The organism is Citrobacter meridianamericanus, assembly GCF_041320245.1.
Lineage (GTDB): Bacteria > Pseudomonadota > Gammaproteobacteria > Enterobacterales > Enterobacteriaceae > Citrobacter > Citrobacter meridianamericanus.
Genome location: NZ_CP101036.1, coordinates 4,903,824 through 4,927,209, shown reverse-complemented (window position 1 = coordinate 4,927,209; position 23,386 = coordinate 4,903,824). Strand labels below are relative to the sequence as shown.

21 protein-coding genes are annotated in these 23,386 nt (G+C 51.9%); 15 read left to right on the top strand and 6 right to left on the bottom strand.

Annotation, left to right across the window (positions count from 1 at the left end; all coding sequences use genetic code 11):
- Window positions 1–39: 39 nt before the first annotated feature.
- The gene (plsB, locus tag NMD08_RS23945; RefSeq protein ID WP_286541272.1) at window positions 40–2,460 is read right to left on the bottom strand and encodes a glycerol-3-phosphate 1-O-acyltransferase PlsB; all 2,421 of its coding nucleotides are present in this window, start codon (window positions 2,458–2,460) and stop codon (window positions 40–42) included.
- A gap of 171 nt (window positions 2,461–2,631) precedes the next feature.
- Between plsB and NMD08_RS23940 the strand changes: the two genes are divergently transcribed.
- The 4 genes from NMD08_RS23940 to NMD08_RS23925 all read left to right on the top strand — a co-directional run bounded on the left by NMD08_RS23940 (window position 2,632) and on the right by NMD08_RS23925 (window position 5,454).
- Window positions 2,632–3,000, top strand: coding sequence for a diacylglycerol kinase (locus NMD08_RS23940; protein WP_370619195.1), 369 nt, complete (start codon window positions 2,632–2,634; stop codon window positions 2,998–3,000).
- Window positions 3,001–3,109: 109 nt separating this feature from the next.
- Window positions 3,110–3,718 carry a transcriptional repressor LexA gene (gene lexA, locus NMD08_RS23935; protein ID WP_003826596.1) on the top strand — a complete coding sequence of 203 codons (609 nt, stop codon included), beginning with the start codon at window positions 3,110–3,112 and terminating at the stop codon, window positions 3,716–3,718.
- Between the two features lie 70 nt (window positions 3,719–3,788).
- Window positions 3,789–5,108, top strand: coding sequence for an MATE family efflux transporter DinF (gene dinF, locus NMD08_RS23930; RefSeq protein ID WP_370619193.1), 1,320 nt, complete (start codon window positions 3,789–3,791; stop codon window positions 5,106–5,108).
- A gap of 136 nt (window positions 5,109–5,244) precedes the next feature.
- Window positions 5,245–5,454, top strand: a complete 210-nt coding sequence (locus tag NMD08_RS23925) for a CsbD family protein (protein ID WP_003031706.1) — start codon at window positions 5,245–5,247, stop codon at window positions 5,452–5,454.
- Window positions 5,455–5,502: 48 nt separating this feature from the next.
- Here NMD08_RS23925 and zur read toward each other — a convergent pair whose 3' ends face one another.
- Complete coding sequence (gene zur / locus NMD08_RS23920) at window positions 5,503–6,021, bottom strand: zinc uptake transcriptional repressor Zur (protein WP_151218068.1); 519 nt, start codon at window positions 6,019–6,021, stop codon at window positions 5,503–5,505.
- 115 nt (window positions 6,022–6,136) lie between these two features.
- Here zur and NMD08_RS23915 point away from each other — a divergent pair, with 115 nt between their 5' ends.
- The 3 genes from NMD08_RS23915 to pspG all read left to right on the top strand — a co-directional run bounded on the left by NMD08_RS23915 (window position 6,137) and on the right by pspG (window position 8,106).
- A complete protein-coding gene (locus NMD08_RS23915) occupies window positions 6,137–6,625 on the top strand; it encodes a cupin domain-containing protein (RefSeq protein WP_003031710.1) in 489 nt (162 codons plus the stop codon).
- Between the two features lie 106 nt (window positions 6,626–6,731).
- On the top strand, window positions 6,732–7,730 hold the full coding sequence (dusA, locus tag NMD08_RS23910) for a tRNA dihydrouridine(20/20a) synthase DusA (RefSeq protein ID WP_151218067.1): 999 nt from the start codon (window positions 6,732–6,734) through the stop codon (window positions 7,728–7,730).
- Window positions 7,731–7,863: 133 nt separating this feature from the next.
- Window positions 7,864–8,106 (top strand): envelope stress response protein PspG, encoded by a 243-nt coding sequence (gene pspG / locus NMD08_RS23905; protein ID WP_151218066.1) that lies wholly within the window; start codon window positions 7,864–7,866, stop codon window positions 8,104–8,106.
- A 370-nt stretch (window positions 8,107–8,476) separates the two neighbouring features.
- Here the strand turns inward: pspG and NMD08_RS23900 are convergent, their stop codons facing one another.
- Window positions 8,477–9,460, bottom strand: coding sequence for a quinone oxidoreductase (locus NMD08_RS23900; RefSeq protein ID WP_187253976.1), 984 nt, complete (start codon window positions 9,458–9,460; stop codon window positions 8,477–8,479).
- Window positions 9,461–9,524: 64 nt separating this feature from the next.
- Here NMD08_RS23900 and dnaB point away from each other — a divergent pair, with 64 nt between their 5' ends.
- The 5 genes from dnaB (at window position 9,525) to NMD08_RS23875 (ending at window position 14,932) form a co-directional block, all read left to right on the top strand.
- On the top strand, window positions 9,525–10,940 hold the full coding sequence (gene dnaB / locus NMD08_RS23895) for a replicative DNA helicase (RefSeq protein WP_061067020.1): 1,416 nt from the start codon (window positions 9,525–9,527) through the stop codon (window positions 10,938–10,940).
- 214 nt (window positions 10,941–11,154) lie between these two features.
- Complete coding sequence (gene alr / locus NMD08_RS23890; RefSeq protein ID WP_187253975.1) at window positions 11,155–12,234, top strand: alanine racemase; 1,080 nt, start codon at window positions 11,155–11,157, stop codon at window positions 12,232–12,234.
- Window positions 12,235–12,367: 133 nt separating this feature from the next.
- A complete protein-coding gene (gene tyrB / locus NMD08_RS23885) occupies window positions 12,368–13,561 on the top strand; it encodes an aromatic amino acid transaminase (protein WP_151218065.1) in 1,194 nt (397 codons plus the stop codon).
- A 184-nt stretch (window positions 13,562–13,745) separates the two neighbouring features.
- The gene (gene aphA / locus NMD08_RS23880; protein ID WP_151218064.1) at window positions 13,746–14,459 is read left to right on the top strand and encodes an acid phosphatase AphA; all 714 of its coding nucleotides are present in this window, start codon (window positions 13,746–13,748) and stop codon (window positions 14,457–14,459) included.
- 119 nt (window positions 14,460–14,578) lie between these two features.
- Window positions 14,579–14,932, top strand: a complete 354-nt coding sequence (locus tag NMD08_RS23875; RefSeq protein ID WP_151218063.1) for an MmcQ/YjbR family DNA-binding protein — start codon at window positions 14,579–14,581, stop codon at window positions 14,930–14,932.
- 41 nt (window positions 14,933–14,973) lie between these two features.
- Here the strand turns inward: NMD08_RS23875 and uvrA are convergent, their stop codons facing one another.
- Window positions 14,974–17,796, bottom strand: a complete 2,823-nt coding sequence (uvrA, locus tag NMD08_RS23870) for an excinuclease ABC subunit UvrA (protein WP_016155358.1) — start codon at window positions 17,794–17,796, stop codon at window positions 14,974–14,976.
- Between the two features lie 252 nt (window positions 17,797–18,048).
- Here uvrA and ssb1 point away from each other — a divergent pair, with 252 nt between their 5' ends.
- Together ssb1 and NMD08_RS23860 are read left to right on the top strand one after the other, a co-directional pair.
- On the top strand, window positions 18,049–18,573 hold the full coding sequence (gene ssb1, locus NMD08_RS23865) for a single-stranded DNA-binding protein SSB1 (RefSeq protein WP_003826621.1): 525 nt from the start codon (window positions 18,049–18,051) through the stop codon (window positions 18,571–18,573).
- Window positions 18,574–19,031: 458 nt separating this feature from the next.
- The gene (locus tag NMD08_RS23860) at window positions 19,032–20,537 is read left to right on the top strand and encodes an autotransporter outer membrane beta-barrel domain-containing protein (protein ID WP_370619191.1); all 1,506 of its coding nucleotides are present in this window, start codon (window positions 19,032–19,034) and stop codon (window positions 20,535–20,537) included.
- An 83-nt stretch (window positions 20,538–20,620) separates the two neighbouring features.
- On the opposite strand, the gene NMD08_RS23855 is transcribed toward NMD08_RS23860, so the two are convergent.
- Window positions 20,621–20,902 carry a YjcB family protein gene (locus tag NMD08_RS23855; RefSeq protein WP_151218062.1) on the bottom strand — a complete coding sequence of 94 codons (282 nt, stop codon included), beginning with the start codon at window positions 20,900–20,902 and terminating at the stop codon, window positions 20,621–20,623.
- 554 nt (window positions 20,903–21,456) lie between these two features.
- On the opposite strand from NMD08_RS23855, the gene NMD08_RS23850 reads away from it, so the two are divergent.
- Complete coding sequence (locus NMD08_RS23850) at window positions 21,457–23,043, top strand: EAL domain-containing protein (protein ID WP_151224610.1); 1,587 nt, start codon at window positions 21,457–21,459, stop codon at window positions 23,041–23,043.
- A gap of 2 nt (window positions 23,044–23,045) precedes the next feature.
- Here NMD08_RS23850 and soxS read toward each other — a convergent pair whose 3' ends face one another.
- Window positions 23,046–23,369: a superoxide response transcriptional regulator SoxS gene (gene soxS, locus NMD08_RS23845; RefSeq protein WP_003031731.1), complete on the bottom strand. Its 324-nt coding sequence runs from the start codon at window positions 23,367–23,369 to the stop codon at window positions 23,046–23,048.
- Between the last annotated feature and the right edge of the window lie 17 nt (window positions 23,370–23,386).

The following is a 23,386-nucleotide window of genomic DNA, read 5'->3' as shown; positions in this document are numbered from 1 at the left end:
GCAAAATAAAAACCGGTCATTTCGACCGGTTTTTTTTACTTACTCGCCCTGTGTGGCACTCTCGATGGTCAGACGAACATCCGATGTGACCAGTTCAGCCAGCATCTGATAGATCTTCATCGTCTCTTCCGGCTCGGCATCTCCGGTATCGCTAATGAATCCTTCGTCACGCAGCGTCAGCACCAGAGAGCTGAATACCGCTTTGTCGAAGAATTCCGGCGCGTTAATGCCGTGCAGTACGGAGAGGCGTTGCGCCACGGTGCGGCTCTCTTTCTCAAGCGTACCACGGTTGATGGACGGGTTGGCGCTCAGCAGCCAGAAGGTAATGGCGTAGCGTTGCAACGTCTCGCGAGCACCCGCAGCCAACAGCTGGAGCGTACGGGAGCGGGCTGGGTTAATATGCAGTTCGCCATCCTGCTGAGCGATCAATCCCTGGCGCTGCATTTCGCTGGCCAATTCGTCAATCACTCCGGCAAGCTCATTGCGTTCCCAGCGCAGGAACAGCTCGGCTTTCAGCATTGGATACAACGCATCAATATGCTGCTGTAGCGCGACGCGTGAAATACGACGGCGCTGAGTTACAATGGCTGCCATCAACGAAGGCAGAACCAGCATGTGCGCAATGTTGTTGCGATAGTAGGTCATCAATACGGCCTGCTCGCGCGGCAGTATGATGATGTCGCCGATGGTGTCTTTCTCGACCTCAAACTTGTTCATCTGCAAGGCGTGGTCGATCAACTCACTGGCGCTCTGTGCAGGAACAGTTGAGTCTGCTGCGTACGGCACGTTGCGCAGCAGGCTAAGGTAGCAGTCAAGCTGCTCGGTTAACTGTTCACGGGTCAGAGAGCGCTGGCGGGAAGCCAACAGCGCGGTACAACACAGGTTCATGGCGTTGGCCGCGCCAGCGTTGTTAATGCGCACCATCAGATCGGCGGCAATGTTATTCACTGTCGGCGTCAGCCAGGCCGGGCGGATAGACTCGATAGGATCGATAGATTCACGCCACTCCGGCACATGCTGATTGAGGTACGTCATCAGCGGCATCGGCTCGCCAAAGTTAACGTAGCCCTGACCCAGATTACGCAGCTTGCTTAAGCCACGCAGCATTTGTGGCAGACTCTCTTTTTCTTTTGTCGCGCCACGCAGCTCTTTTGCGTAGGTGCCTACTTCCATTACGTGCTCATAGCCGATGTAGATCGGTACGAGGGTAATCGGACGCGTACCGCCGCGCAGCATCGCCTGAATGGTCATCGACAGCGTGCCGGTTTTCGGGTCGAGCAGACGACCGGTACGTGAACGGCCGCCTTCGACAAAATACTCAACCGAGTAACCGCGGCTGAACAGCTCGCCCAGGTATTCACGGAAAACGGTGGAGTAGAGCTTATTGCCCTTGAAGGTACGACGAATAAAGAACGCGCCCAGGCGGCGGAAAATCGGACCTGCCGGCCAGAAATTCAGGTTGATACCGGCAGCGATGTGCGGTGGAACCAGCCCCTGATGATACAGAACGTACGACAGCAGCATATAGTCCATATGGCTGCGGTGGCACGGAACATAAACGATTTCATGCCCATCGTGCGCCAACTGACGTACACGTTCCGCATTATGAACGTTAATCCCCTGATACAGACGGTTCCAGGTAAAGCCCAGAATTCGGTCCGTGAGGCGGATCATCTCGTAGGAGAAGTTGGCGGCAATCTCTTCCATCAGTGCAATGGCATTTTGCTGTGCTTTTTCGTGGGAGATTTTTTTACTGCGCGCTTCATCTTCTACCGCGCGAGCGATCGCTTTTGACGCCAGCAGCTTATTAAACAGATCCTGGCGGGCAGGGAGGCGAGGGCCAACCGCGGCCAGACGCTGGCGAGCAAAATGCATACGCGCCACGCGTGCCAGTTTCTGAGCGATTATCTTATCCGTACCGTGTTCATCCGCCATACGACGCAGGGAGACTGATGGGGAGAAACGGACAAAACTGTCGCGACCCAGCCAGGACACAGCAAAGAATTTCTGTACGCCGTTCAGCATGCGCAGCGGCGGATTGACTTCGCCTTTTTCGCGTCCTGGCGCACGGCCAAACATCACCGAAACCGGCACCATCTGCACATCCAGATCTGGATTGCTGCGATGCAGGTCGAGATAGTTATGGAACAGCTTGATGGACTCTTCTTTCGGCGTGTAATAGGTGAACACGCGCGGGCCGCCGTGAATAAACACGTAGCGCGGCAGCAGAGTCCCGTCTATCTCCAGCGGTTCCAGGGGATCGGGGAGATCGTGCACCAGACATTGGGCACGCAGCGTCAGCAAGTCTGCTTTTGAATTGTACGGTAGGACGTACATAATGGGACGAGACGTATCGAGTCCCAATTCCGGGGCAGGTTCTGCCGGAATAGACTTGCTTTTTACCAGGATGCTTAATGGTAAATTCAGTAATTTGTAGTAAATTCGTGGCCAGCCGGACATAAACGATGTAAAGCCTCTGGTTAATAATGCAAATGCGCTGCAAGGATATCAGAAAGTTTAGTGAATTTCTGTGGTATCCCGTCATACTTCGCGCTGCTTTGCCACCCCCTGAAACAAACGGGGTAACGTTACAATGACATTGACGCTAATAATGTAAAAAGGTTCTTTTTGATGGCCAATAATACCACTGGATTCACCCGAATTATCAAAGCTGCAGGCTATTCCTGGAAAGGTTTTCGCGCCGCATGGATCAATGAGGCGGCATTCCGCCAGGAAAGCGTTGCCGTGCTGCTGGGCGTAGCTATCGCCTGCTGGCTGGACGTCGATGCGATTACCCGCGTGCTGTTAATTGGTTCCGTGATGCTGGTGATGATCGTTGAAATCCTCAACAGTGCGATTGAGGCGGTGGTTGATCGCATAGGCTCTGAGTATCACGAACTTTCCGGCCGGGCGAAAGATATGGGTTCTGCGGCGGTGTTGTTGTCTATTTTCGTTGCTCTGATCACCTGGGGCATTCTGTTGTGGCCGCATTTGCGATAAGGATTCCACATCTTCATAAATCTCCTGCTTTTTGTGCAGTTTGCGGTTCCAAAATCACCTTTAGCTGTATATACTCACAGCATAACTGTATATACACCCAGGGGGCGGAATGAAAGCGTTAACGGCCAGGCAGCAAGAGGTGTTTGATCTCATTAGAGATCACATCAGCCAGACAGGTATGCCACCGACGCGTGCGGAGATCGCGCAGCGTTTGGGGTTCCGTTCCCCAAACGCTGCTGAAGAACATCTGAAAGCGCTGGCGCGTAAAGGTGTGCTGGAAATTGTCTCCGGTGCATCGCGTGGTATTCGACTGCTGCAGGAAGAAGAAGAAGGATTACCGCTTGTCGGTCGTGTGGCGGCAGGCGAGCCACTTCTGGCGCAGCAACACATCGAAGGCCACTACCAGGTCGATCCCTCATTGTTCAAACCGAACGCCGATTTTCTGCTGCGGGTTAGCGGTATGTCGATGAAAGATATCGGTATTATGGACGGCGATTTGCTGGCGGTGCATAAAACTCAGGACGTGCGTAACGGACAGGTTGTTGTTGCCCGTATCGACGACGAAGTCACGGTTAAGCGCCTGAAAAAGCAGGGCAACAAGGTTGAACTTCTGCCAGAAAACAGTGAATTTAAACCTATCGTTGTCGATCTGCGCGAGCAAAACTTCACCATTGAAGGGCTGGCGGTAGGCGTCATTCGTAACGGTGAATGGCTGTAATCATGTATTAATACTGTGGCGCATTCTGCGCCACAGCTAGTTTTCACTTCTTTTCATCAGGCTTTCCTGTATGCCTTTCTTTACCGCCTCTGATAAAGCGCTCTGGCACCTCGCCTTACCGATGATCTTCTCCAATATCACCGTTCCCTTGCTGGGGTTGGTGGATACTGCTGTGATTGGTCATCTGGACAGCCCGGTCTATCTTGGCGGCGTTGCTGTCGGGGCCACGGCGACCAGTTTTCTCTTTATGCTGCTTCTTTTTTTGCGCATGAGTACCACCGGTCTTACCGCGCAGGCATTTGGTGCGAAAAATCCACAGGCGCTGGCGCGCGCGCTGGTACAGCCGCTGATGCTGGCATTGGGCGCAGGGGTACTTATCGCGCTGTTTCGCACGCCGATTATCGATTTAGCGCTGCATATTGTCGGGGGAAGTGAACCTGTACTTGAACAAGCCCGGCGTTTCCTTGAAATCCGCTGGCTCAGCGCGCCAGCCTCGCTGGCGAATCTGGTGCTGCTCGGCTGGTTGCTGGGCGTGCAGTATGCGCGAGCGCCGGTTATCCTGCTGATTGTCGGCAATATTCTCAACATTGCGCTCGATTTATGGCTGGTGATGGGTCTGCATATGAACGTGCAGGGTGCGGCACTGGCAACGGTGATTGCTGAATATGCCACACTGCTTATCGGTCTGATGATGGTGCGCAAAGTCCTGCATATGCGCGGAATATCGCTGGCAATGTTGAAACAGGCGTGGCGGGGCAACTTCCGTCGTTTGTTGGCACTCAACCGTGACATCATGCTGCGTTCGCTGCTGTTGCAGCTCTGCTTTGGGGCCATTACGGTGCTGGGGGCGCGTCTGGGAGGCGATATCATTGCGGTTAATGCCGTACTGATGACTTTGCTGACGTTTACCGCTTATGCACTGGACGGATTTGCCTATGCCGTGGAAGCGCATTCGGGCCAGGCCTATGGGGCGCGGGACGGCAGCCAGTTGCTGGATGTCTGGCGAGCAGCGTGTCGACAGTCAGGAATTGTGGCAATCCTTTTTTCGCTGATCTATGCCTTGTTTGGCGAGCAGATTGTGGCGCTGCTGACCTCACTGTCGCAAATCCAACTTTTGGCCGATCGCTATCTTTTCTGGCAGGTGGTTTTACCGCTGGTGGGCGTGTGGTGTTATCTGCTTGACGGTATGTTTATTGGCGCAACGCGGGCTGCAGAAATGCGTAACAGTATGGCCGTTGCCGCAGTGGGATTCGCCTTAACGCTCCTGACGTTGCCGTGGCTGGGAAATCATGGTTTGTGGCTGGCGTTAACCGTTTTCCTCGCGTTGCGCGGGCTGTCGCTGGCCTTTATCTGGCGGCGTCACTGGCGTAATGGAACCTGGTTTGCCTGATCAGAATGGTTAAAAATTCCGAATAGTAAATAAAACCCAGAATCACTGACTACACTTATTCTCACGTCCAGAGAAAACAGCATGTGTCTGGACATGGCACTCTCGCTATTCACAACCTAACGATGAGGACTTGATGATGAATAAAGACGAAGTCGGCGGCAACTGGAAGCAGTTTAAAGGTAAAGTGAAAGAGCAATGGGGCAAACTGACCGATGATGATATGACGGTCATTGAAGGTAAACGTGACCAACTGGTTGGTAAAGTCCAGGAGCGTTACGGTTACGCCAAAGATCAGGCGGAAAAAGAAGTTAACGATTGGGAAAAACGTAATGATTACCGCTGGTAATTGACCCTTCCCTCCTGAGAGTACAAGGATGTACGCTCTCCCACCTGACTAACGCCCAACTTTCTTCTTCACCTGAATTGTGTGGTCATGCTGGCAGTCGCCTGGATGACGGCATGACTCAACTTCCACACAGGCCGGACACAGCCCGTGGGCTTCAATAACATTATGTCGCAAAGCAAAGCCCATTTTGGCCGCCAGCGTATGCATGATGTCTTCCACACCTTCTGCGCACTCTTCTTTTACCACGCCACAGCGGTCGCAAATGAACATCGCAGAACTGTGCGTTGGCTGATCGAACAGATGACAAAGGACATAGCTGTTGGTGGATTCCACCTTATGCACAAACCCTTGTTCAAGCAGAAAATCGAGCGCGCGATACACGGTTGGTGGTTTGGCCTGCGGCTCGGTTTCCCGCAACAGGTCGAGCAGGTCGTAAGCGCTGATGGCACCTTCCTGCAGGCTCATCAGTCGCAGCACTTCGAGGCGTTGTGGCGTAAGCCGCACGTTGCGTTGCGCACAGAGTTTTTCAGCTTGAGCCAATAACTCTTGCGTAGTGGTTTTGTCCATTTGGCGCCTCGATTTGCGTGGAAGGTTAATCCCTTACTTTAACATGTTCTGCTTAAAACGCCGAGATCCGCCGCGATGTGCTATACCTGAGCCATCGCAATACTGGAAAATAAACATGAAAAGACCCGATTGTATTCGTCACTGGCGTGAAGTTGAGGGGGCCGATGATTCCACCTACCCAGACAGCGATGAGCTGTTTGCCATAGGAGCGCCGCTTGCCCGCAAATTGGGGTTAGGACGACTCGGCATTCATCATGAACGCCTGCCGCCAGGTCGGCGCACGTCTTACCCGCATGCTGAAAGTGATGAAGAAGAGTTTATCTATGTGCTGGAAGGATATCCTGAGGCCTGGATTAACGGTTATTTATGGAAGCTGGAGCCTGGCGACAGTGTTGGTTTTCCTGCAGGTACTGGCGTGTGTCACACCTTTATCAATAACACCAGTGAAGAGGTACGTCTGCTGGTCGTGGGTGAGGCGAACAAAAAATACAATCGCATTTATTATCCGCTTAATCCGGTCTATGCCGCCACGCGCGAGGATCGCTGGGTTGACCATCCGCCGCAGTTTTTTGGATCTCACGACGGAAAACCGGGGCGTAAGTAGCGTTGGTCGGCACCAGAGATGGAGAACTGTGAGGATGTGGCTCACTATCGTAACGGTCTATGCTATAGTAGCGCCCCTTTTTTAACCGGATGCTTGAATATTCGCCATGCTGCCTGAATCTCAGTCTACCGCTTTTCCCGCTCATCGTTTTTCTATCGCGCCGATGCTCGACTGGACGGACAGGCACTGCCGCTACTTTTTGCGCTTACTGTCCAGCCAGACGCTCCTCTATACGGAGATGGTAACTACCGGTGCGATCATTCATGGCAAAGGCGATTATCTGGCGTATAGCGAAGAAGAACATCCGGTCGCATTGCAACTGGGTGGGAGCGATCCGGCTGCACTGGCGCAGTGCGCAAAGCTCGCTGAACAGCGGGGGTATGATGAAATTAACCTCAACGTGGGCTGCCCTTCCGATCGTGTTCAAAATGGGATGTTTGGCGCTTGTCTGATGGGAAATGCGCAACTGGTCGCTGATTGCGTCAAAGCGATGCGTGATGTGGTGTCGATACCGGTCACGGTGAAAACCCGTATTGGCATTGATGATCAGGACAGCTACGAATTTCTGTGCGATTTCATCAACACGGTCTCGGGTAACGGCGAATGTGAGATGTTTATCATCCATGCCCGCAAGGCCTGGCTGTCTGGGTTAAGTCCGAAAGAAAACCGCGAAATTCCACCGCTGGATTATGACCGCGTTTATCAGCTAAAGCGCGATTTCCCGCATCTGACGATGTCGATCAATGGCGGCATTAAATCGTTGGCAGAAGCGAAAATCCATTTGCAGCATATGGATGGCGTAATGGTGGGGCGCGAAGCTTATCAAAACCCAGGTATTCTGGCCTCCGTTGACCGCGAGATTTTTGCCGCTACTACTCAGGATGCCGATCCGGTCGCCGTGGTGCGTGCCATGTATCCCTATATTGAGCGTGAACTGAGTAAAGGTACGTATCTTGGACATGTGACGCGTCATATGCTGGGGCTGTTCCAGGGGATTCCTGGGGCCCGTCAGTGGCGTCGTTATCTGAGCGAAAATGCGCATAAAGCCGGGGCAGATATTAACGTTCTGGAACACGCCTTGCAGCTGGTCGCTGACAAGCGTTAATTTTTCACCAAAAGTTAGTGAATTTCACCACGCCCTGCGCTTTGTCGCGGGGCGTTTGCTTTATAAATCAATATAATAATTTTGGCATGTTTCTTGTAATGCAGTGGAGAGTATTTAATTTCGGGAGAGAGCTATGCTGGAACTACTTTTTGTGATTGGGTTTTTTATCATGCTGATGGTCACCGGCGTATCTTTGCTGGGGGTATTGGCCGCATTAGTGGTCGCCACTGCAGTGATGTTTTTGGGCGGACTATTTGCCTTGATGATAAAACTTTTACCCTGGCTGCTACTGGCCGTTGCGGTGGTGTGGATTATCAAGGCGATAAAAGCGCCAAAAGTCCCACAGTATCAGCGTAATAACCGCCGATTTTACTAAGGTATTGAGCGGTGCGTCACAACCTGTAACATTGCCTTTAGAACCAAATAGGAATTGATTATCAAATCTGTCACTATTGCCAGGTTAACGAATTCATCGAGCTGTACCCTACATACAGCCGAACTAAAAAAAGAAAGGGCTTCCCACGGGAAGCCCTAATTCTTTATTTCCCCGTCATAATTCAAACCGCAGGTGTGTTGGCTGCTTTCATTCACCCCAGTCACTTACTCCAGTAAGCTCCTGGGGATTCATTCAATTGCCGCGTTACTCAGCTTAAAGCCTAGCCCCTTCAGGGTCAGCGCAAGCGCTGCTCAAAAACGCCTAATCATTTTTATCCTGCTGTTTGAATTGTTTAGGGGAAGTCGGAGCATTATGGGATGAGTAAACTCGAGCCCTGCGTGGCCCGGCTTTCCAGCACTTCATGGGCTCGTTGCGCGTCACTTAGCGCAAATTTCTGACCCGGCGCGACATCCACTTTGATCACCCCGCTGGCAATCAGCGAGAACAGCTCATTGCTGGCTTCGGTTAATTCATGGTGGTTGGTGATGTAACCCTGGAGCGAAGGGCGGGTCACGTACAGCGAACCTTTCTGATTCAGAATGCCTAAGTTAACGCCAGTCACCGGTCCGGAGGCGTTACCAAAGCTGACCATCAGCCCTCGACGCTGTAAACAATCCAATGAGGCTTCCCAGGTATCTTTTCCCACTGAGTCATAGACCACCCGCACTTTTTTACCGCCGGTTACCTCTTTCACTCGCTCAACAATGCTCTCTTCACGATAGTTAATGACCTGCCATGCACCGGCCTGCAGCGCAATTTGCGCTTTTTGCGCATTGCCGACGGTACCAATCAGCTTCGCACCCAATGCTTTTGCCCACTGGCAGGCAATCATCCCGACGCCGCCCGCAGCCGCATGGAACAAAAATGGTTCATCAGGCTGAATTTCATAGGTTTTACGCAACAGATAAAAAACAGTTAACCCTTTCAGGAATGAGGCTGCAGCTTGTTCAAATGAGATAGCGTTGGGCAGGATGGCGGCTTTATCGGCCGGAACGTTATGTACTGAGCTGTAAGCGCCAAGCGCAGACTGGGCGTAAACCACGCGATCGCCTGCTTTAATGTGCGTTACTTTACTCCCCACTTTGCTGACTATGCCCGCGGCTTCGGTTCCCAGGCCGCTGGGCAGAGAAGGCGGCGGATAAAGACCACTACGGATGTATGTGTCGATATAGTTGATCCCAATCGCTTTGTTCTCGACCTGGATTTCGTTCTCCGCCGGATCTGCAGGCGTAAACTCGACGACCTGAAGCACTTCAGGACCACCATGCTTGTGAAATTCAATACGTGTTGCCATGCTTCCTCCAAAAGAAATGTGGTAATCTTTCGACCCAATCATTATCTCGGTAACTCCATTCACTATGGCAGGAAATAAACCCTTCAACAAACAACAGACTGATGCTCGTGAGCGCGATCCCCAGGTCGCCGGGCTGAAAGTACCGCCGCACTCGATTGAAGCGGAACAGTCGGTGTTGGGCGGTTTAATGCTGGATAACGAACGCTGGGACGATGTGGCCGAGCGTGTGGTGGCGGAAGATTTTTATACCCGACCGCACCGGCACATCTTCACCGAAATGCATCGACTGCAGGAGATGGGAAAACCCATCGACCTGATCACGCTCGCAGAATCGTTGGAGGTTCAGGGACAACTGGACAGCGTCGGCGGCTTTGCTTACCTGGCTGAGTTATCTAAAAATACCCCAAGTGCGGCGAACATTAGTGCTTATGCGGATATCGTCCGTGAACGTGCTGTTGTTCGTGACATGATTTCGGTTGCGCACGAAATCGCGGAAGCCGGGTTTGATCCGCAAGGCCGTTCCAGTGAAGATCTGCTGGACCTCGCGGAATCACGCGTTTTTAAAATCGCTGAAAGTCGGGCCAACAAAGACGAAGGCCCGAAAAACATCACCGATGTGCTCGACGCAACCGTCGCGCGTATTGAGCAGCTGTTCCAGCAGCCGCACGACGGCGTCACCGGGGTGAACACCGGCTATGACGACCTCAACAAAAAGACGGCGGGTTTGCAGCCGTCAGACTTGATTATCGTCGCCGCGCGTCCGTCGATGGGTAAGACGACATTTGCAATGAACCTCGTCGAAAATGCGGCGATGTTGCAGGATAAGCCAGTTCTTATCTTTAGTCTTGAAATGCCCTCGGAACAGATCATGATGCGTTCCCTGGCTTCGCTTTCACGCGTAGACCAAACCAAAATCCGTACCGGTCAACTGGATGATGAAGACTGGGCGCGAATTTCCGGAACAATGGGTATTTTGCTGGAGAAACGAAACATCTATATTGATGATTCTTCCGGCCTGACGCCAACGGAAGTGCGCTCGCGTGCTCGTCGTATCGCCCGTGAACACGGCGGTATCGGCCTGATCATGATCGACTACCTGCAACTGATGCGCGTGCCGTCGCTCTCCGATAACCGTACGCTGGAAATTGCTGAAATTTCCCGCTCGCTGAAGGCGTTAGCAAAAGAACTGCATGTGCCGGTGGTGGCGCTGTCGCAGCTTAACCGCTCACTGGAACAACGCGCCGACAAACGTCCGGTTAACTCGGATCTGCGTGAATCCGGCTCCATCGAACAGGATGCCGACTTAATCATGTTTATCTATCGTGATGAGGTTTATCACGAAAATAGTGACTTAAAAGGCATCGCCGAAATTATTATTGGTAAGCAGCGTAACGGTCCGATTGGCACGGTGCGCCTGACGTTTAACGGACAGTGGTCGCGATTCGATAACTATGCGGGCCCACAATACGACGACGAATAAATCTCCGTCATCCTTCATGCTGCAGATGCGTTGACTACGCCCGTTCACCCCAGTCACTTAGCTTACTAAGCTCCCGGGGGTTCTCTGGCTTGTCGCGTGACTCGGACTGCGTCCTCGCCCCTTTGGGGCCAGCGCAGGCGCTGTTCAAAAACGCCAAAGCGTTTTTGTCCTGCAACACGAATGATTTAGGGGATTCTTTTATTAAGGAATACGAATGCAAGCGGCAACTGTAGTTATTAACCGCCGCGCTCTGCGACACAACCTGCAACGTCTGCGTGAACTGGCTCCTGCCAGCAAACTGGTTGCGGTCGTGAAAGCGAACGCTTATGGCCATGGTCTGTTAGAGACCGCGCGAACGCTCCCCGATGCGGACGCTTTTGGTGTCGCTCGTCTTGAAGAAGCCCTGCGGTTGCGAGCGGGAGGGATCACGCAGCCCATTCTGCTGCTGGAGGGATTTTTTGATGCCTCCGATCTGCCGACGATCTCCGCGCAGCGTCTGCATACTGCCGTCCACAACCAGGAGCAACTTGAAGCCCTGGAAGCCGCAGAATTGGCTGAACCGGTCACCGTCTGGATGAAGCTCGACACGGGAATGCACCGCCTGGGCGTACGTCCTGAGAAGGCTGAGGCGTTTTATCAGCGCTTGACCCAATGTGAAAATGTGCGTCAACCGGTTAATATCGTCAGCCACTTTGCGCGCGCAGACGAACCTGAATGCGGCGCGACCGAAAAACAGCTCGATATCTTCAATAGCTTTTGCGAGGGCAAACCTGGGCAACGTTCAATTGCCGCGTCGGGGGGAATTTTGCTGTGGCCCCAGTCCCACTTCGACTGGGCGCGTCCGGGGCTGATTCTGTATGGCGTATCGCCGCTGGAAAACCACTCTATCGGCGCCGATTTTGGCTGCCAGCCAGTGATGTCGTTGACCTCCAGCCTGATTGCGGTGCGTGAACACAAGGCGGGCGAACCGGTTGGCTATGGTGGAACCTGGCAGAGTGAGCGCGATACACGTCTGGGCGTGGTGGCGATGGGCTATGGCGACGGTTATCCGCGTGCAGCGCCGTCAGGGACACCGGTGCTGGTTAATGGCCGTGAAGTGCCGATCGTCGGTCGTGTCGCGATGGATATGATCTGCGTCGATTTAGGCCCCGAGGCGCAGGACAAAGCTGGCGATTCGGTGATCCTGTGGGGTGAAGGCCTGCCCGTTGAACGCATTGCTGAAATGACGAAAGTAAGTGCTTACGAACTTATTACGCGCCTGACTTCGCGCGTGGCGATGAAGTATATCGATTAATTAAGCGCATGATATGCCGGATAAGGCGGTTACGCCGCTATCCGGCAATATTCCTCTCAACATCCTCTCGATCTTCTCCTGCTTCCGGTTTATTGTGTTCTTATCCTCTGCCTGTAAACCTGGAGAACCACACGTGTTTCAAAAAGTTGACGCCTACGCTGGCGACCCGATTTTATCGCTTATGGAGCGGTTCAAAGAAGATTCACGTAGCGACAAAGTGAACCTCAGCATTGGCCTGTATTACAACGAAGACGGGATTATTCCTCAGCTTAAAGCGGTCGCGGAAGCGGAAGCCCGACTCAATGCCAAACCGCATGGCGCTTCGCTGTATCTGCCGATGGAAGGTCTGAACGCTTATCGTCATACCATTGCACCACTGCTGTTTGGCGCAGATCATCCGGTTCTCCAGCAGCAGCGCGTCGCAACCATTCAGACGCTGGGCGGCTCCGGCGCGCTAAAGGTTGGCGCAGACTTCCTGAAGCGCTATTTCCCTGATTCTGGCGTGTGGGTTAGCGATCCGACCTGGGAAAACCACATCGCGATTTTTGAAGGTGCTGGATTCAATGTAAGTACTTACCCCTGGTATGACAACACGACCAATGGCGTGCGTTTCAACGACCTGCTGGCAGCGCTGAATACCTTACCCGCGCGTAGCATCGTGCTACTGCATCCGTGCTGCCATAACCCGACAGGGGCGGATTTAACTCCAACGCAGTGGGATGGCGTCATTGAGATCCTGAAAGCACGTGATCTCATCCCATTCCTGGATATTGCTTACCAGGGCTTCGGCGGTGGAATGGAAGATGATGCCTACGCGATCCGCGCCATTGCCAGCGCCGGATTGCCTGCCCTGGTCAGCAATTCATTCTCGAAGATCTTTTCCTTGTACGGTGAACGCGTCGGTGGGCTGTCAGTGGTGTGTGAAGACGCCGATGCCGCCAGCCGCGTTCTGGGGCAGCTAAAAGCGACGGTGCGCCGGAACTACTCCAGTCCGCCAAATTTTGGTGCGCAGGTGGTTGCTGCGGTGTTGGGGGATGACACGCTGAAAGCCAGCTGGCTGGCGGAAGTCGAAGAGATGCGTACCCGTATTCTGGCGATGCGCCAGGAGCTGGTTAACGTATTGAATGCGGAGATCCCGGGCCGTAACTTTGATTACCTGCTGCAACAGCGCGGTATGTTCAGTTATACCGGGCTCAGCGCCGCTCAGGTCGATCGCCTGCGCGATGAGTTTGGGGTATACCTGATAGCCAGCGGTCGTATGTGCGTGGCCGGGTTGAATCACAGTAATGTGCAGCGCGTGGCGAAGGCATTTGCCGCCGTCATGTAACCGGGTGTACAGGCCTGATACGCGTCACGAGATCAGGCCTGTTTTCCAATGTGATCATGCTCCTTTTCCTGGACAAAACCAGAGAAAATCCTTCCTTTCCCTTCCCCCAAGGGGTAATGTCAGATAGTTTTTTGACCAGTTGTTAATAAAAAAATGATAACTAACTGACTACTTAGGGAAAAATATGCGCAAGTTTACCCTGGCACTGAGTGCCGTTTGTTTATTGTTCACGTTAAATCAGCCCGTTCAGGCGTTAGTTTCCTCTCCCTCTCAGCTTAACCCCGGCACCAACGTTGCAAAACTCGCTGAGCAGGCTCCCATTCATTGGGTCTCCGTGGCACAAATCGAAAACAGTTTGACCGGGCGCCCGCCGATGGCCGTCGGGTTTGATATTGATGACACCGTCCTCTTTTCCAGCCCGGGCTTCTGGCGCGGTAAAAAAACGTATTCCCCGGACAGTGAGGATTACCTGAAGAATCCGGCCTTCTGGGAAAAAATGAACAATGGCTGGGATGAATTTAGTATTCCAAAAGAAGTGGCGCGTCAGTTGATTGATATGCATGTGCGTCGTGGCGACCGCATCTTTTTCGTGACCGGGCGTAGTCAGACCAAGACCGAAACGGTATCGAAAACGCTGGCCGATAACTTTCACATTCCGGCCGGTAATATGAATCCGGTCATTTTTGCCGGTGATAAACCCGGTCAGAACACTAAAACACAGTGGCTGCAGGATAAAAGCATCCGCATGTTCTACGGTGACTCCGACAATGACATCACCGCCGCTCGCGACGTGGGTATTCGCGGTATTCGTATTTTGCGCGCCTCTAACTCCACTTATAAACCGCTGCCGCAGGCTGGCGCGTTTGGTGAAGAGGTGATCGTCAACTCGGAGTATTGAGAAGACGGAATGCTGATTTTTTAAACAAATTTACGCTACTGGCTTTTACCTTTTGCGGACTTGCTGCACACTGAATAAAGATGTTCTCATTAGGCAATATGCTGGTAAGGGGAATAAAGATGACGAATTCGGAGTTGCTGCAATACTGCATGGCAAAAACGGGTGCAGAGCAGAGCGTGCACAGTGACTGGAAAGCCACACAAATCAAAGTTGAAGATGTACTCTTTGCGATGGTCAAAGAGGTCGAAGGTCGCCCGGCGGTTTCTCTGAAAACCAGCCCTGAACTCGCAGAATTGCTGCGTCAGCAACATAAAGACGTGCGTCCCAGCCGTCATCTCAATAAAGCGCACTGGAGCACGGTGTATCTTGATGGCTCGCTGCCAGATTCACAGATCTACTATCTGGTAGATGCCTCCTGGCAACAGGCTGTAAATACGCTGCCGGAAGATAAACGTAAGTTGCTGGTGCAATAATTTACCGCTTCCTGTTGCGCCAGGAAGCGGTACGGGGATACTTACAACAGCGGTTTGAGGAAACGAGCCGTGTGTGAGGCTTCACATTCAGCGACCGTCTCCGGCGTGCCGGAGACTAAAATTTCCCCGCCGCCGCTGCCGCCTTCCGGACCGAGATCGACAATCCAGTCTGCGGTTTTAATCACGTCCAGATTGTGCTCAATCACCACGATGGTGTTGCCCTGATCCCGAAGCTGATGCAGCACGTCCAGCAGTTGCTGAATATCCGCAAAATGCAGGCCGGTGGTTGGCTCATCGAGAATATACAGCGTCTGTCCGGTACCGCGTTTGGACAACTCACGCGCCAGCTTCACGCGCTGCGCTTCACCGCCCGAGAGCGTGGTGGCAGACTGGCCGAGGCGGATGTACGTCAGACCAACGTCCATCAGCGTTTGCAGCTTACGCGCCAGCGCCGGAACGGCATCGAAGAACTCACGTGCTTCTTCAATCGTCATATCCAGCACTTCGTGGATAGTCTTGCCCTTGTACTTAATCTCCAGCGTTTCGCGGTTATAGCGCTTACCTTTGCACTGATCGCACGGCACGTAGATATCTGGCAGGAAGTGCATTTCCACTTTGATCACGCCATCGCCCTGACAGGCTTCGCAGCGTCCACCGCGGACGTTAAAGCTGAAACGACCCGGCGTGTAACCGCGTGCACGGGACTCCGGCACGCCGGCAAACAGTTCGCGCACTGGCGTAAATACCCCGGTGTAGGTTGCCGGGTTAGATCGCGGGGTACGGCCAATTGGGCTTTGGTCAATATCGATGACTTTGTCGAAATGTTCCAGACCCTGAACATCGCGATACGGCGCAGGTTCCGCCAGCGTCGCACCGTTCAGCGCCGTCTGCGCAATGGGGAACAGCGTATCGTTGATCAGCGTCGATTTACCTGAGCCGGAAACCCCGGTAATGCAGGTAAATAAACCAACCGGCAGCGTCAGGGTGACATCTTTCAGGTTGTTACCGCGTGCGCCGGTGAGCTTCAGCACTTTTTCCGGATCAGCTGCCACGCGCTGTTTCGGTACTTCAATTTTGCGCTTACCGCTCATGTACTGGCCGGTCAGCGACTCAGGCACCGCCATAATATCTTTTAGCGTTCCTTCGGCAACTACCTGGCCGCCGTGAACGCCCGCGCCGGGACCGATGTCGATAACGTGGTCAGCGGCGCGAATCGCATCTTCATCGTGTTCGACCACAATCACGGTATTACCCAGGTTACGCAGATGGATAAGCGTACCCAGCAGTCGTTCATTATCGCGCTGATGCAGACCAATAGACGGCTCATCCAGCACGTACATTACGCCGACCAGTCCTGCGCCGATCTGACTTGCCAGACGAATACGCTGGGCTTCGCCGCCGGAGAGCGTTTCGGCTGAACGCGACAGCGTCAGATAGTTGAGGCCGACGTTGACCAGGAACTTCAGACGATCGCCAATCTCTTTAAGGATTTTCTCTGCAATCTTCGCCCGCTGACCTGCAAGTTTCAGGTTGTTGAAGAAATCCATCGCATGACCGATGCTCATGTCGGAAATCGCGGGCAGCGGCGTATTTTCGACAAATACGTGGCGGGCTTCCCGGCGTAAACGCGTCCCTTCACAGCTGGCGCACGGCCGGTTACTGATGAATTTGGCTAATTCTTCGCGTACCGCGCTGGATTCCGTCTCTTTATAACGGCGCTCCATATTGTGTAATACGCCTTCGAACGGGTGACGACGTACGGACGTATCGCCGCGATCGTTCATGTATTTGAATTCGATATTTTCTTTACCCGAACCATACAGCACCACTTTATGCACAGCAGGGTTCAGGCTGGCCCATGGGGCTTCGACGTCGAACTTATAGTGCTCCGCCAGCGACTTAAGCATCTGGAAGTAATAGAAGTTACGACGATCCCAACCGCGGATGGCGCCACCGGCCAGCGACAGTTCCGGGTTTTGGATCACCCGGTCAGGATCGAAATACTGCTGCACGCCGAGACCGTCACAGGTTGGGCACGCACCCGCCGGGTTGTTGAACGAGAACAGGCGGGGTTCCAGTTCGCGCATACTGTAGCCGCAAATCGGGCAGGCAAAGTTGGCGGAGAACAGTAGCTCTTCCGCTTTCGGGTCGTCCATATCGGCGACCACCGCCGTACCACCGGACAGTTCCAGCGCGGTTTCAAAGGATTCAGCCAGTCGCTGAGTGAGGTCATCGCGGACTTTAAAGCGGTCAATCACCACTTCAATGGTGTGTTTCTTTTGCAGCTCCAGCTTGGGCGGATCGGAAAGGTCACACACTTCGCCGTCGATACGGGCGCGGATATAGCCCTGGCCCGCCAGGTTTTCCAGTGTTTTGGTGTGCTCGCCTTTACGCTCCTTAATTACCGGCGCCAGTAACATCAGACGTTTGCCTTCCGGCTGCGACAGTACGTTGTCCACCATCTGGCTAACGGTCTGCGCCGCCAGGGGAACGTCGTGATCCGGGCAGCGCGGCTCGCCAACGCGGGCAAACAGCAGGCGCAGATAGTCGTGAATTTCGGTAATCGTACCTACCGTGGATCGCGGGTTATGAGATGTCGATTTTTGTTCAATTGAGATGGCAGGAGACAGCCCCTCAATGTGGTCGACATCCGGTTTTTCCATCAGTGACAGAAACTGACGCGCGTAAGCTGAAAGGGATTCAACGTAACGACGTTGCCCTTCGGCATACAGGGTGTCGAAAGCAAGCGAAGATTTGCCTGAGCCCGAAAGCCCGGTGACGACAATCAGCTTGTCGCGCGGGATGACGAGGTTGATGTTTTTGAGATTATGGGTGCGGGCGCCCCGAACTTCGATCTTATCCATTCATCTTTCCCGGATTAAACGCTTTTTTTGCCTGGCTGCATGGTGCTACCGGCGATCACAAACGGTTAATTATGACACAACTTGACCTGAATGGATATACAGTATTGGAATGCAAAACGCATGTTCCTGTGCAACAATGTTTGACGGGGATTGTTTACTGGAATCGATCTCGCAACGTAGTAAAAGCGCTATTGGAAATGCTACAATCCCGCGCTTACACTTATTCAGTAACGTTTTTCAGGAGACACGATCATGGCCAGCAGAGGCGTAAACAAGGTGATTCTCGTCGGTAATCTGGGCCAGGACCCGGAAGTACGCTATATGCCGAATGGTGGCGCAGTTGCCAACATTACGCTGGCTACTTCCGAATCCTGGCGTGATAAAGCGACCGGCGAAATGAAAGAGCAGACTGAATGGCACCGCGTTGTGCTGTTTGGCAAACTGGCGGAAGTGGCCAGTGAATATCTGCGTAAAGGCTCCCAGGTCTATATCGAAGGTCAGCTGCGTACCCGCAAATGGACCGATCAGTCCGGCGTAGAAAAGTACACCACTGAAGTTGTTGTTAACGTTGGCGGCACCATGCAAATGCTGGGTGGTCGTCAGGGCGGTGGTGCTCCGGCAGGTGGCGGTCAGCAGCAAGGGGGTTGGGGTCAGCCTCAGCAGCCGCAGGGCGGCAATCAGTTCAGCGGCGGCGCGCAGTCTCGTCCGCAGCAGTCCGCTCCGGCAGCGCCGTCTAACGAACCGCCGATGGACTTCGACGACGATATCCCGTTCTAAGATAGCTGAACGCATTAACGTTCTAATTTATGAAAACCCCGTTGCGACGGGGTTTTTTTATATTTCTTATTCAGAATTAATTATTCGGTATTTTCTGGTTTATCATCGCAGCTTTATGATTCATTTAATACGAACTAATCTACGCTAATATTCGGTAATATTTATTGGTGGTTACGGCGAATGAAAATTAAGCTACGCTGGCAAATAATGGAATCTATGCGCGTGGTGTAGGTTCTACTATTACGGCAAACGGTGGCGATGTTTACATTAATACTTACTCCAGCAATTTCAAAGAACTGCTGGAGAACAATAGTGGTTATCCTGATGGCTCATCAAAAAGTGATGCGGTTAGTGCTAAAGATGGTGGTGTCGTAAATATTAATCAGTCAGGTGAGAACAAGGTTAATTTGTTAGGAAATATCGACTTCGGAGATAGAATATATGCTCATACCAGCCAGATGAATATTACGCTCAATGGTGCGGAATCATTTTGGCATGGACATGAGGCGAATGTTCTGGACATCGCTAGTGGTAAATGGGCCGGAGATTTGAATCTGACGCTGATGAATAATGCTTACTGGATCCCGGATGGCAAAGACGCTCAGATCAGCGCCATCACCTTGCAAGACGGCGGGACGATAAACCTGCACGGTTTTAACCTGCATACCAATCAGAGCATCAACGAAACCGTGAAGATTCACGATCTGAAAGGCAACAACGGTATTTTCCTGATTGATGTAAATACAAATAAAACCGATGAGCAGCGGCGTAATGGGAGCGACTTTATCGAAGTCGTTAAGAGTAGCACGGGGGGAACTCATGCTATTGAGGCGTTAAATATTAATAAGCTTAGCGATCTGCAAGAAGATATCTGGGTTGCCGATGCCGCCAGCAATGTGATGTTCGAAGCGTACGATAAAATCGATATCACTAACGAGTATGTATACGACTATAAACCGCTACTGCGTTCTGATATTCGGGAAGGTGATCCGGTAAGCCAGTATGGCACAAACTGGTATATTACGGGGGTTTCAACAAAAGCCAGTGCGGGTAGCAACACCGCGATTGCTAATGCCGGGTTAAACTACGCGGTGGCCACCGCCCGTCTCGAAATCGACAGCCTGAATAAACGTTTAGGGGAATTACGCCAGAACCAACAGCAAAATGGTCTGTGGATACGTTATAAAGGCGGCGAAATGGAAAGCGCTAATGGCAGCTACTTCAAAAACTTGTACAGCTTCTGGCAACTGGGTTATGACAATAAAGAAGAAAGTGAACAATCAGTCTGGACGCGAGGCATTGCGGCGCATTACATGAGAGGTAACGCTGACTTTACTTATGGCACGGGCGATAACAAGAGCTACGGTGGTTCACTTTATGCTGCATGGAACCGCCCGGAAAAACAGGACTACCTGGATCTGGTACTGAAATATAGCCGCCATGAGAGTGATTTTAACTACCGAAATGTGTACGGCAATATGGGGGTGGCGGATAGCAGTACGTGGTCAATTAGCGCCAGCGCAGAATACGGTCGTGAGTTTAGTCTGGGAGAATCCTCTTTCATCGAACCGCAAGCACAGCTCGTGTATACCCGGTTGGATGAAGCTCGTTATACCACCAGCAGCGGGCTACGGGTTCGTCAGAATGATATCGATAGCGTGATCGGTCGTGTCGGATTGCGAGGAGGTTATCGATTTGAAGAACGCCCGGACAGCGACATTTATGTGAAGCTGGATCTGCTGCATGAGTTTGCTGGTGATCGTGATGTCACTGTGTGGGGTAAAGACGCGTCCATGACGGTCCGCGAGGGAGGAAGTGACTCGTGGATCAACTACGGTATTGGAACCAATATCCATCTCACTCAGAACAATAATTCTCGACTGTACGTTGACCTGGAAAGGTCAGCTGGAGGCGACATTGATATGAACTGGCAGGTGAACGCAGGGTTCCGTATGGAGTGGTAAGCGGTTACCGGAACGTCAGTAGAATCGTTATCGCTTAAAACGGTGTCCGACCGGGTATATTCTGGTCGGACACACTGTTGTTATCAGTTCAACACCATCGGCCATTCTGGCGGTGTGTGGCTCATCATTTCGACCATCACGGTTTCAATATTCTTCCAGATCGTGGAAATATCCACCAGGGTTATGCCGAGCAATCCGGTCGCAAACCAGCAGGCAAAAACCAACCCTAAACCGCTGCTAATGACGGCCAGGCCAATATAGTCTGATTTACGAAAACGGATATTGAGCGTACTGGCTAAAAACATCAGCACTGCACTGAGTAATTGCCACCGCAGAAGAACCACGCCAGTTGTTATTGTTGCCATGAAAAACGTCCTCAGAAAGTCTGGATGCCCAGGACAGCGCGGGGGTGTTCACCGAGGGTGTAGTACTCTGGCTATCGACGGGCAATAACATGAATGAAACATTGTTTCTGTTACATGATTTTTGTGAACTATATCACAAGTGTTCGTTTGTTCACCAGTGCTGGACGTTATTTTTGCTGGATTATAACCATTATTAATGTGTGGTTATTTTTGAAAAGGCTACTGATACTAAATAATCAATCTTAAAGGTGTATTTACGCCACTAGTTTAATTCATCTTAAATTAATTGTTAAAAAAATTTAATGAATTTCTTAAATGCAACCAGGATAGTGCTCATAAAAAATTAACGTTTTCGGGATAATAACATTGTGAAATAAGCGTAACTTTAAGTTTGCATTACGGAAAAATAATATCATCCCCAACTATTATCAGACTTTTACATAGAGACGTCTGTTGCTAATACTGATAGATTCATGCAAGTTAACTAGCTGGTGTTTATAGCATCACTGCCGTGACAGGTACTGGCATAGACAAAACAGGGACATAAGGCTGACATGAATCACAGTGCGCGACGCAAGATGCTGAAGTTGCTGGGAACATTCATGGTGGTATTGCTCCCCGTGGTGCTGGCATTATGGTTTGCTCAAATCCGGGCTATGTCCGAAACCCGTAATGAACTTCACTCTTTTGCTCAACTGGTCTTAAATAAAACAGAATTAGTGATCCAACAAGCCGATTTAGCACGTGATATGGCCCAGTTGTATCAAGGTGAGATGTGTACCCCAACACATCAGAAAAGTATGCTGAATATAATTCGCGGTCGTTTATATATCAGCGAGCTAATTTATGCCCAGGGCGATCATTTTTTGTGCTCTACGTCGATGGTGCCATCCACTACCTATATTATGCCGACCGCAGACTATAAACGTACGCCGGACATCTCGATCTATTACTATCGCGATACCCCGTTTTTTGCTGGCTACCGAATGACGTATATGCAACGAGGAAACTACGTTGTCGTCATCAATCCGTTATCTTACAGCGAAGTCATGTCAGATGACCCAGACCTGTCCTGGGGCGTGTATGACACGGTAACGGATTCCTTTTTCTCTGCCAGCGAAGGGGCGCACATTGATCAATTCTCGCCGCTGGTGGGCGGCGAAGCCTCTACCTTCCCGTTGGCGGATCGCTTCTATACTATTGTGCGTTCAGAAAAACGGCCAATCGCGATTATTGTGTCGACCTCGGATAAACGCATAAATTCGATTTTTTATCACGAGGCTGCATTAACGGTTCCTTTCGGGATTATCTGCAGCATCCTGATGCTGTTAATGTGGTGGCGTACGCGTCAGGAATACCTCTCTCCCCGTCGTTTATTAAAACGCGCAATCAAAAAACGTCACCTGTGCCTGTACTACCAGCCGATCATTGATATCACAAACGGTCAGTGCGTAGGGGCCGAGGCTTTGCTGCGCTGGCCGGACTGTAAAGGTGAGGTGATGAGTCCGACCGAGTTTATTCCTCTGGCTGAAAAAGAGGGAATGATGGAGCGGATCACGGATTACGTGGTTGAAGAGGTGTTCAACGATTTGGGGTATTTTCTGTCGGCACATCCCCAGCTTTATATCTCGATAAATCTCTCCGCGTCTGATTTTCATTCATCCCGACTCATTGCCCTGATTACTGACAAAAACCGTGAGTACTCCGTGGCGGCCCGACAAATTAAAGTTGAGGTAACGGAGCGCGGGTTTGTTGATGTAGATAAAATGACGCCGGTAATCCAGGCGTTCCGCCAGGCGGGTTATGAAGTGGCGTTTGATGATTTTGGCACGGGGTATTCCAATCTACATAATTTGTCCGCGCTGAATGTCGATATCCTGAAGATCGATAAATCATTTATTAGTACTCTGTCCACTAACAGTACCAGCCACATGATTGCCGAACATATCATTGAGATGGCACAAAGCTTACATCTTAAGACGATCGCTGAAGGGGTTGAAACGACAGAGCAAGTCGAGTGGCTGCGTGAACGCGGCGTACAGTATTGTCAGGGCTGGTATTTTGCGAAAGCGCTGCCGCTGCAGGAGTTCATACGCTGGATACAACGGTCGCCCGCCATACTGACGCAGAGCGGGCAATAATCTTACAGGCGGTGGCGGTAATCGCTTGGAGTACGATCAAACTCACGACGAAACACGCGAGAGAAGGTTTGTTGCGATACATAACCAAGATCCATCGCAATGTCGAAAATAGGTCGCTCAGTCGTCCTCAGTTCAACCGCCGCCAGCAGAAGTCGGCGTTGGCGGATGTAGTCGCCCAGCGTCTGGCGCGTAACCGTGCGGAACATTCTCTGTAAATACCACTTCGAGTAACCTGATTTTTTCGCAACCGCCTCAATGTTCAGCGGCTGATCAATATGTTCATCAATCCATTCAATAAGGGTCTGAATAATCTGCTGATGGGACATAGGGCTGCCTCTTTTTC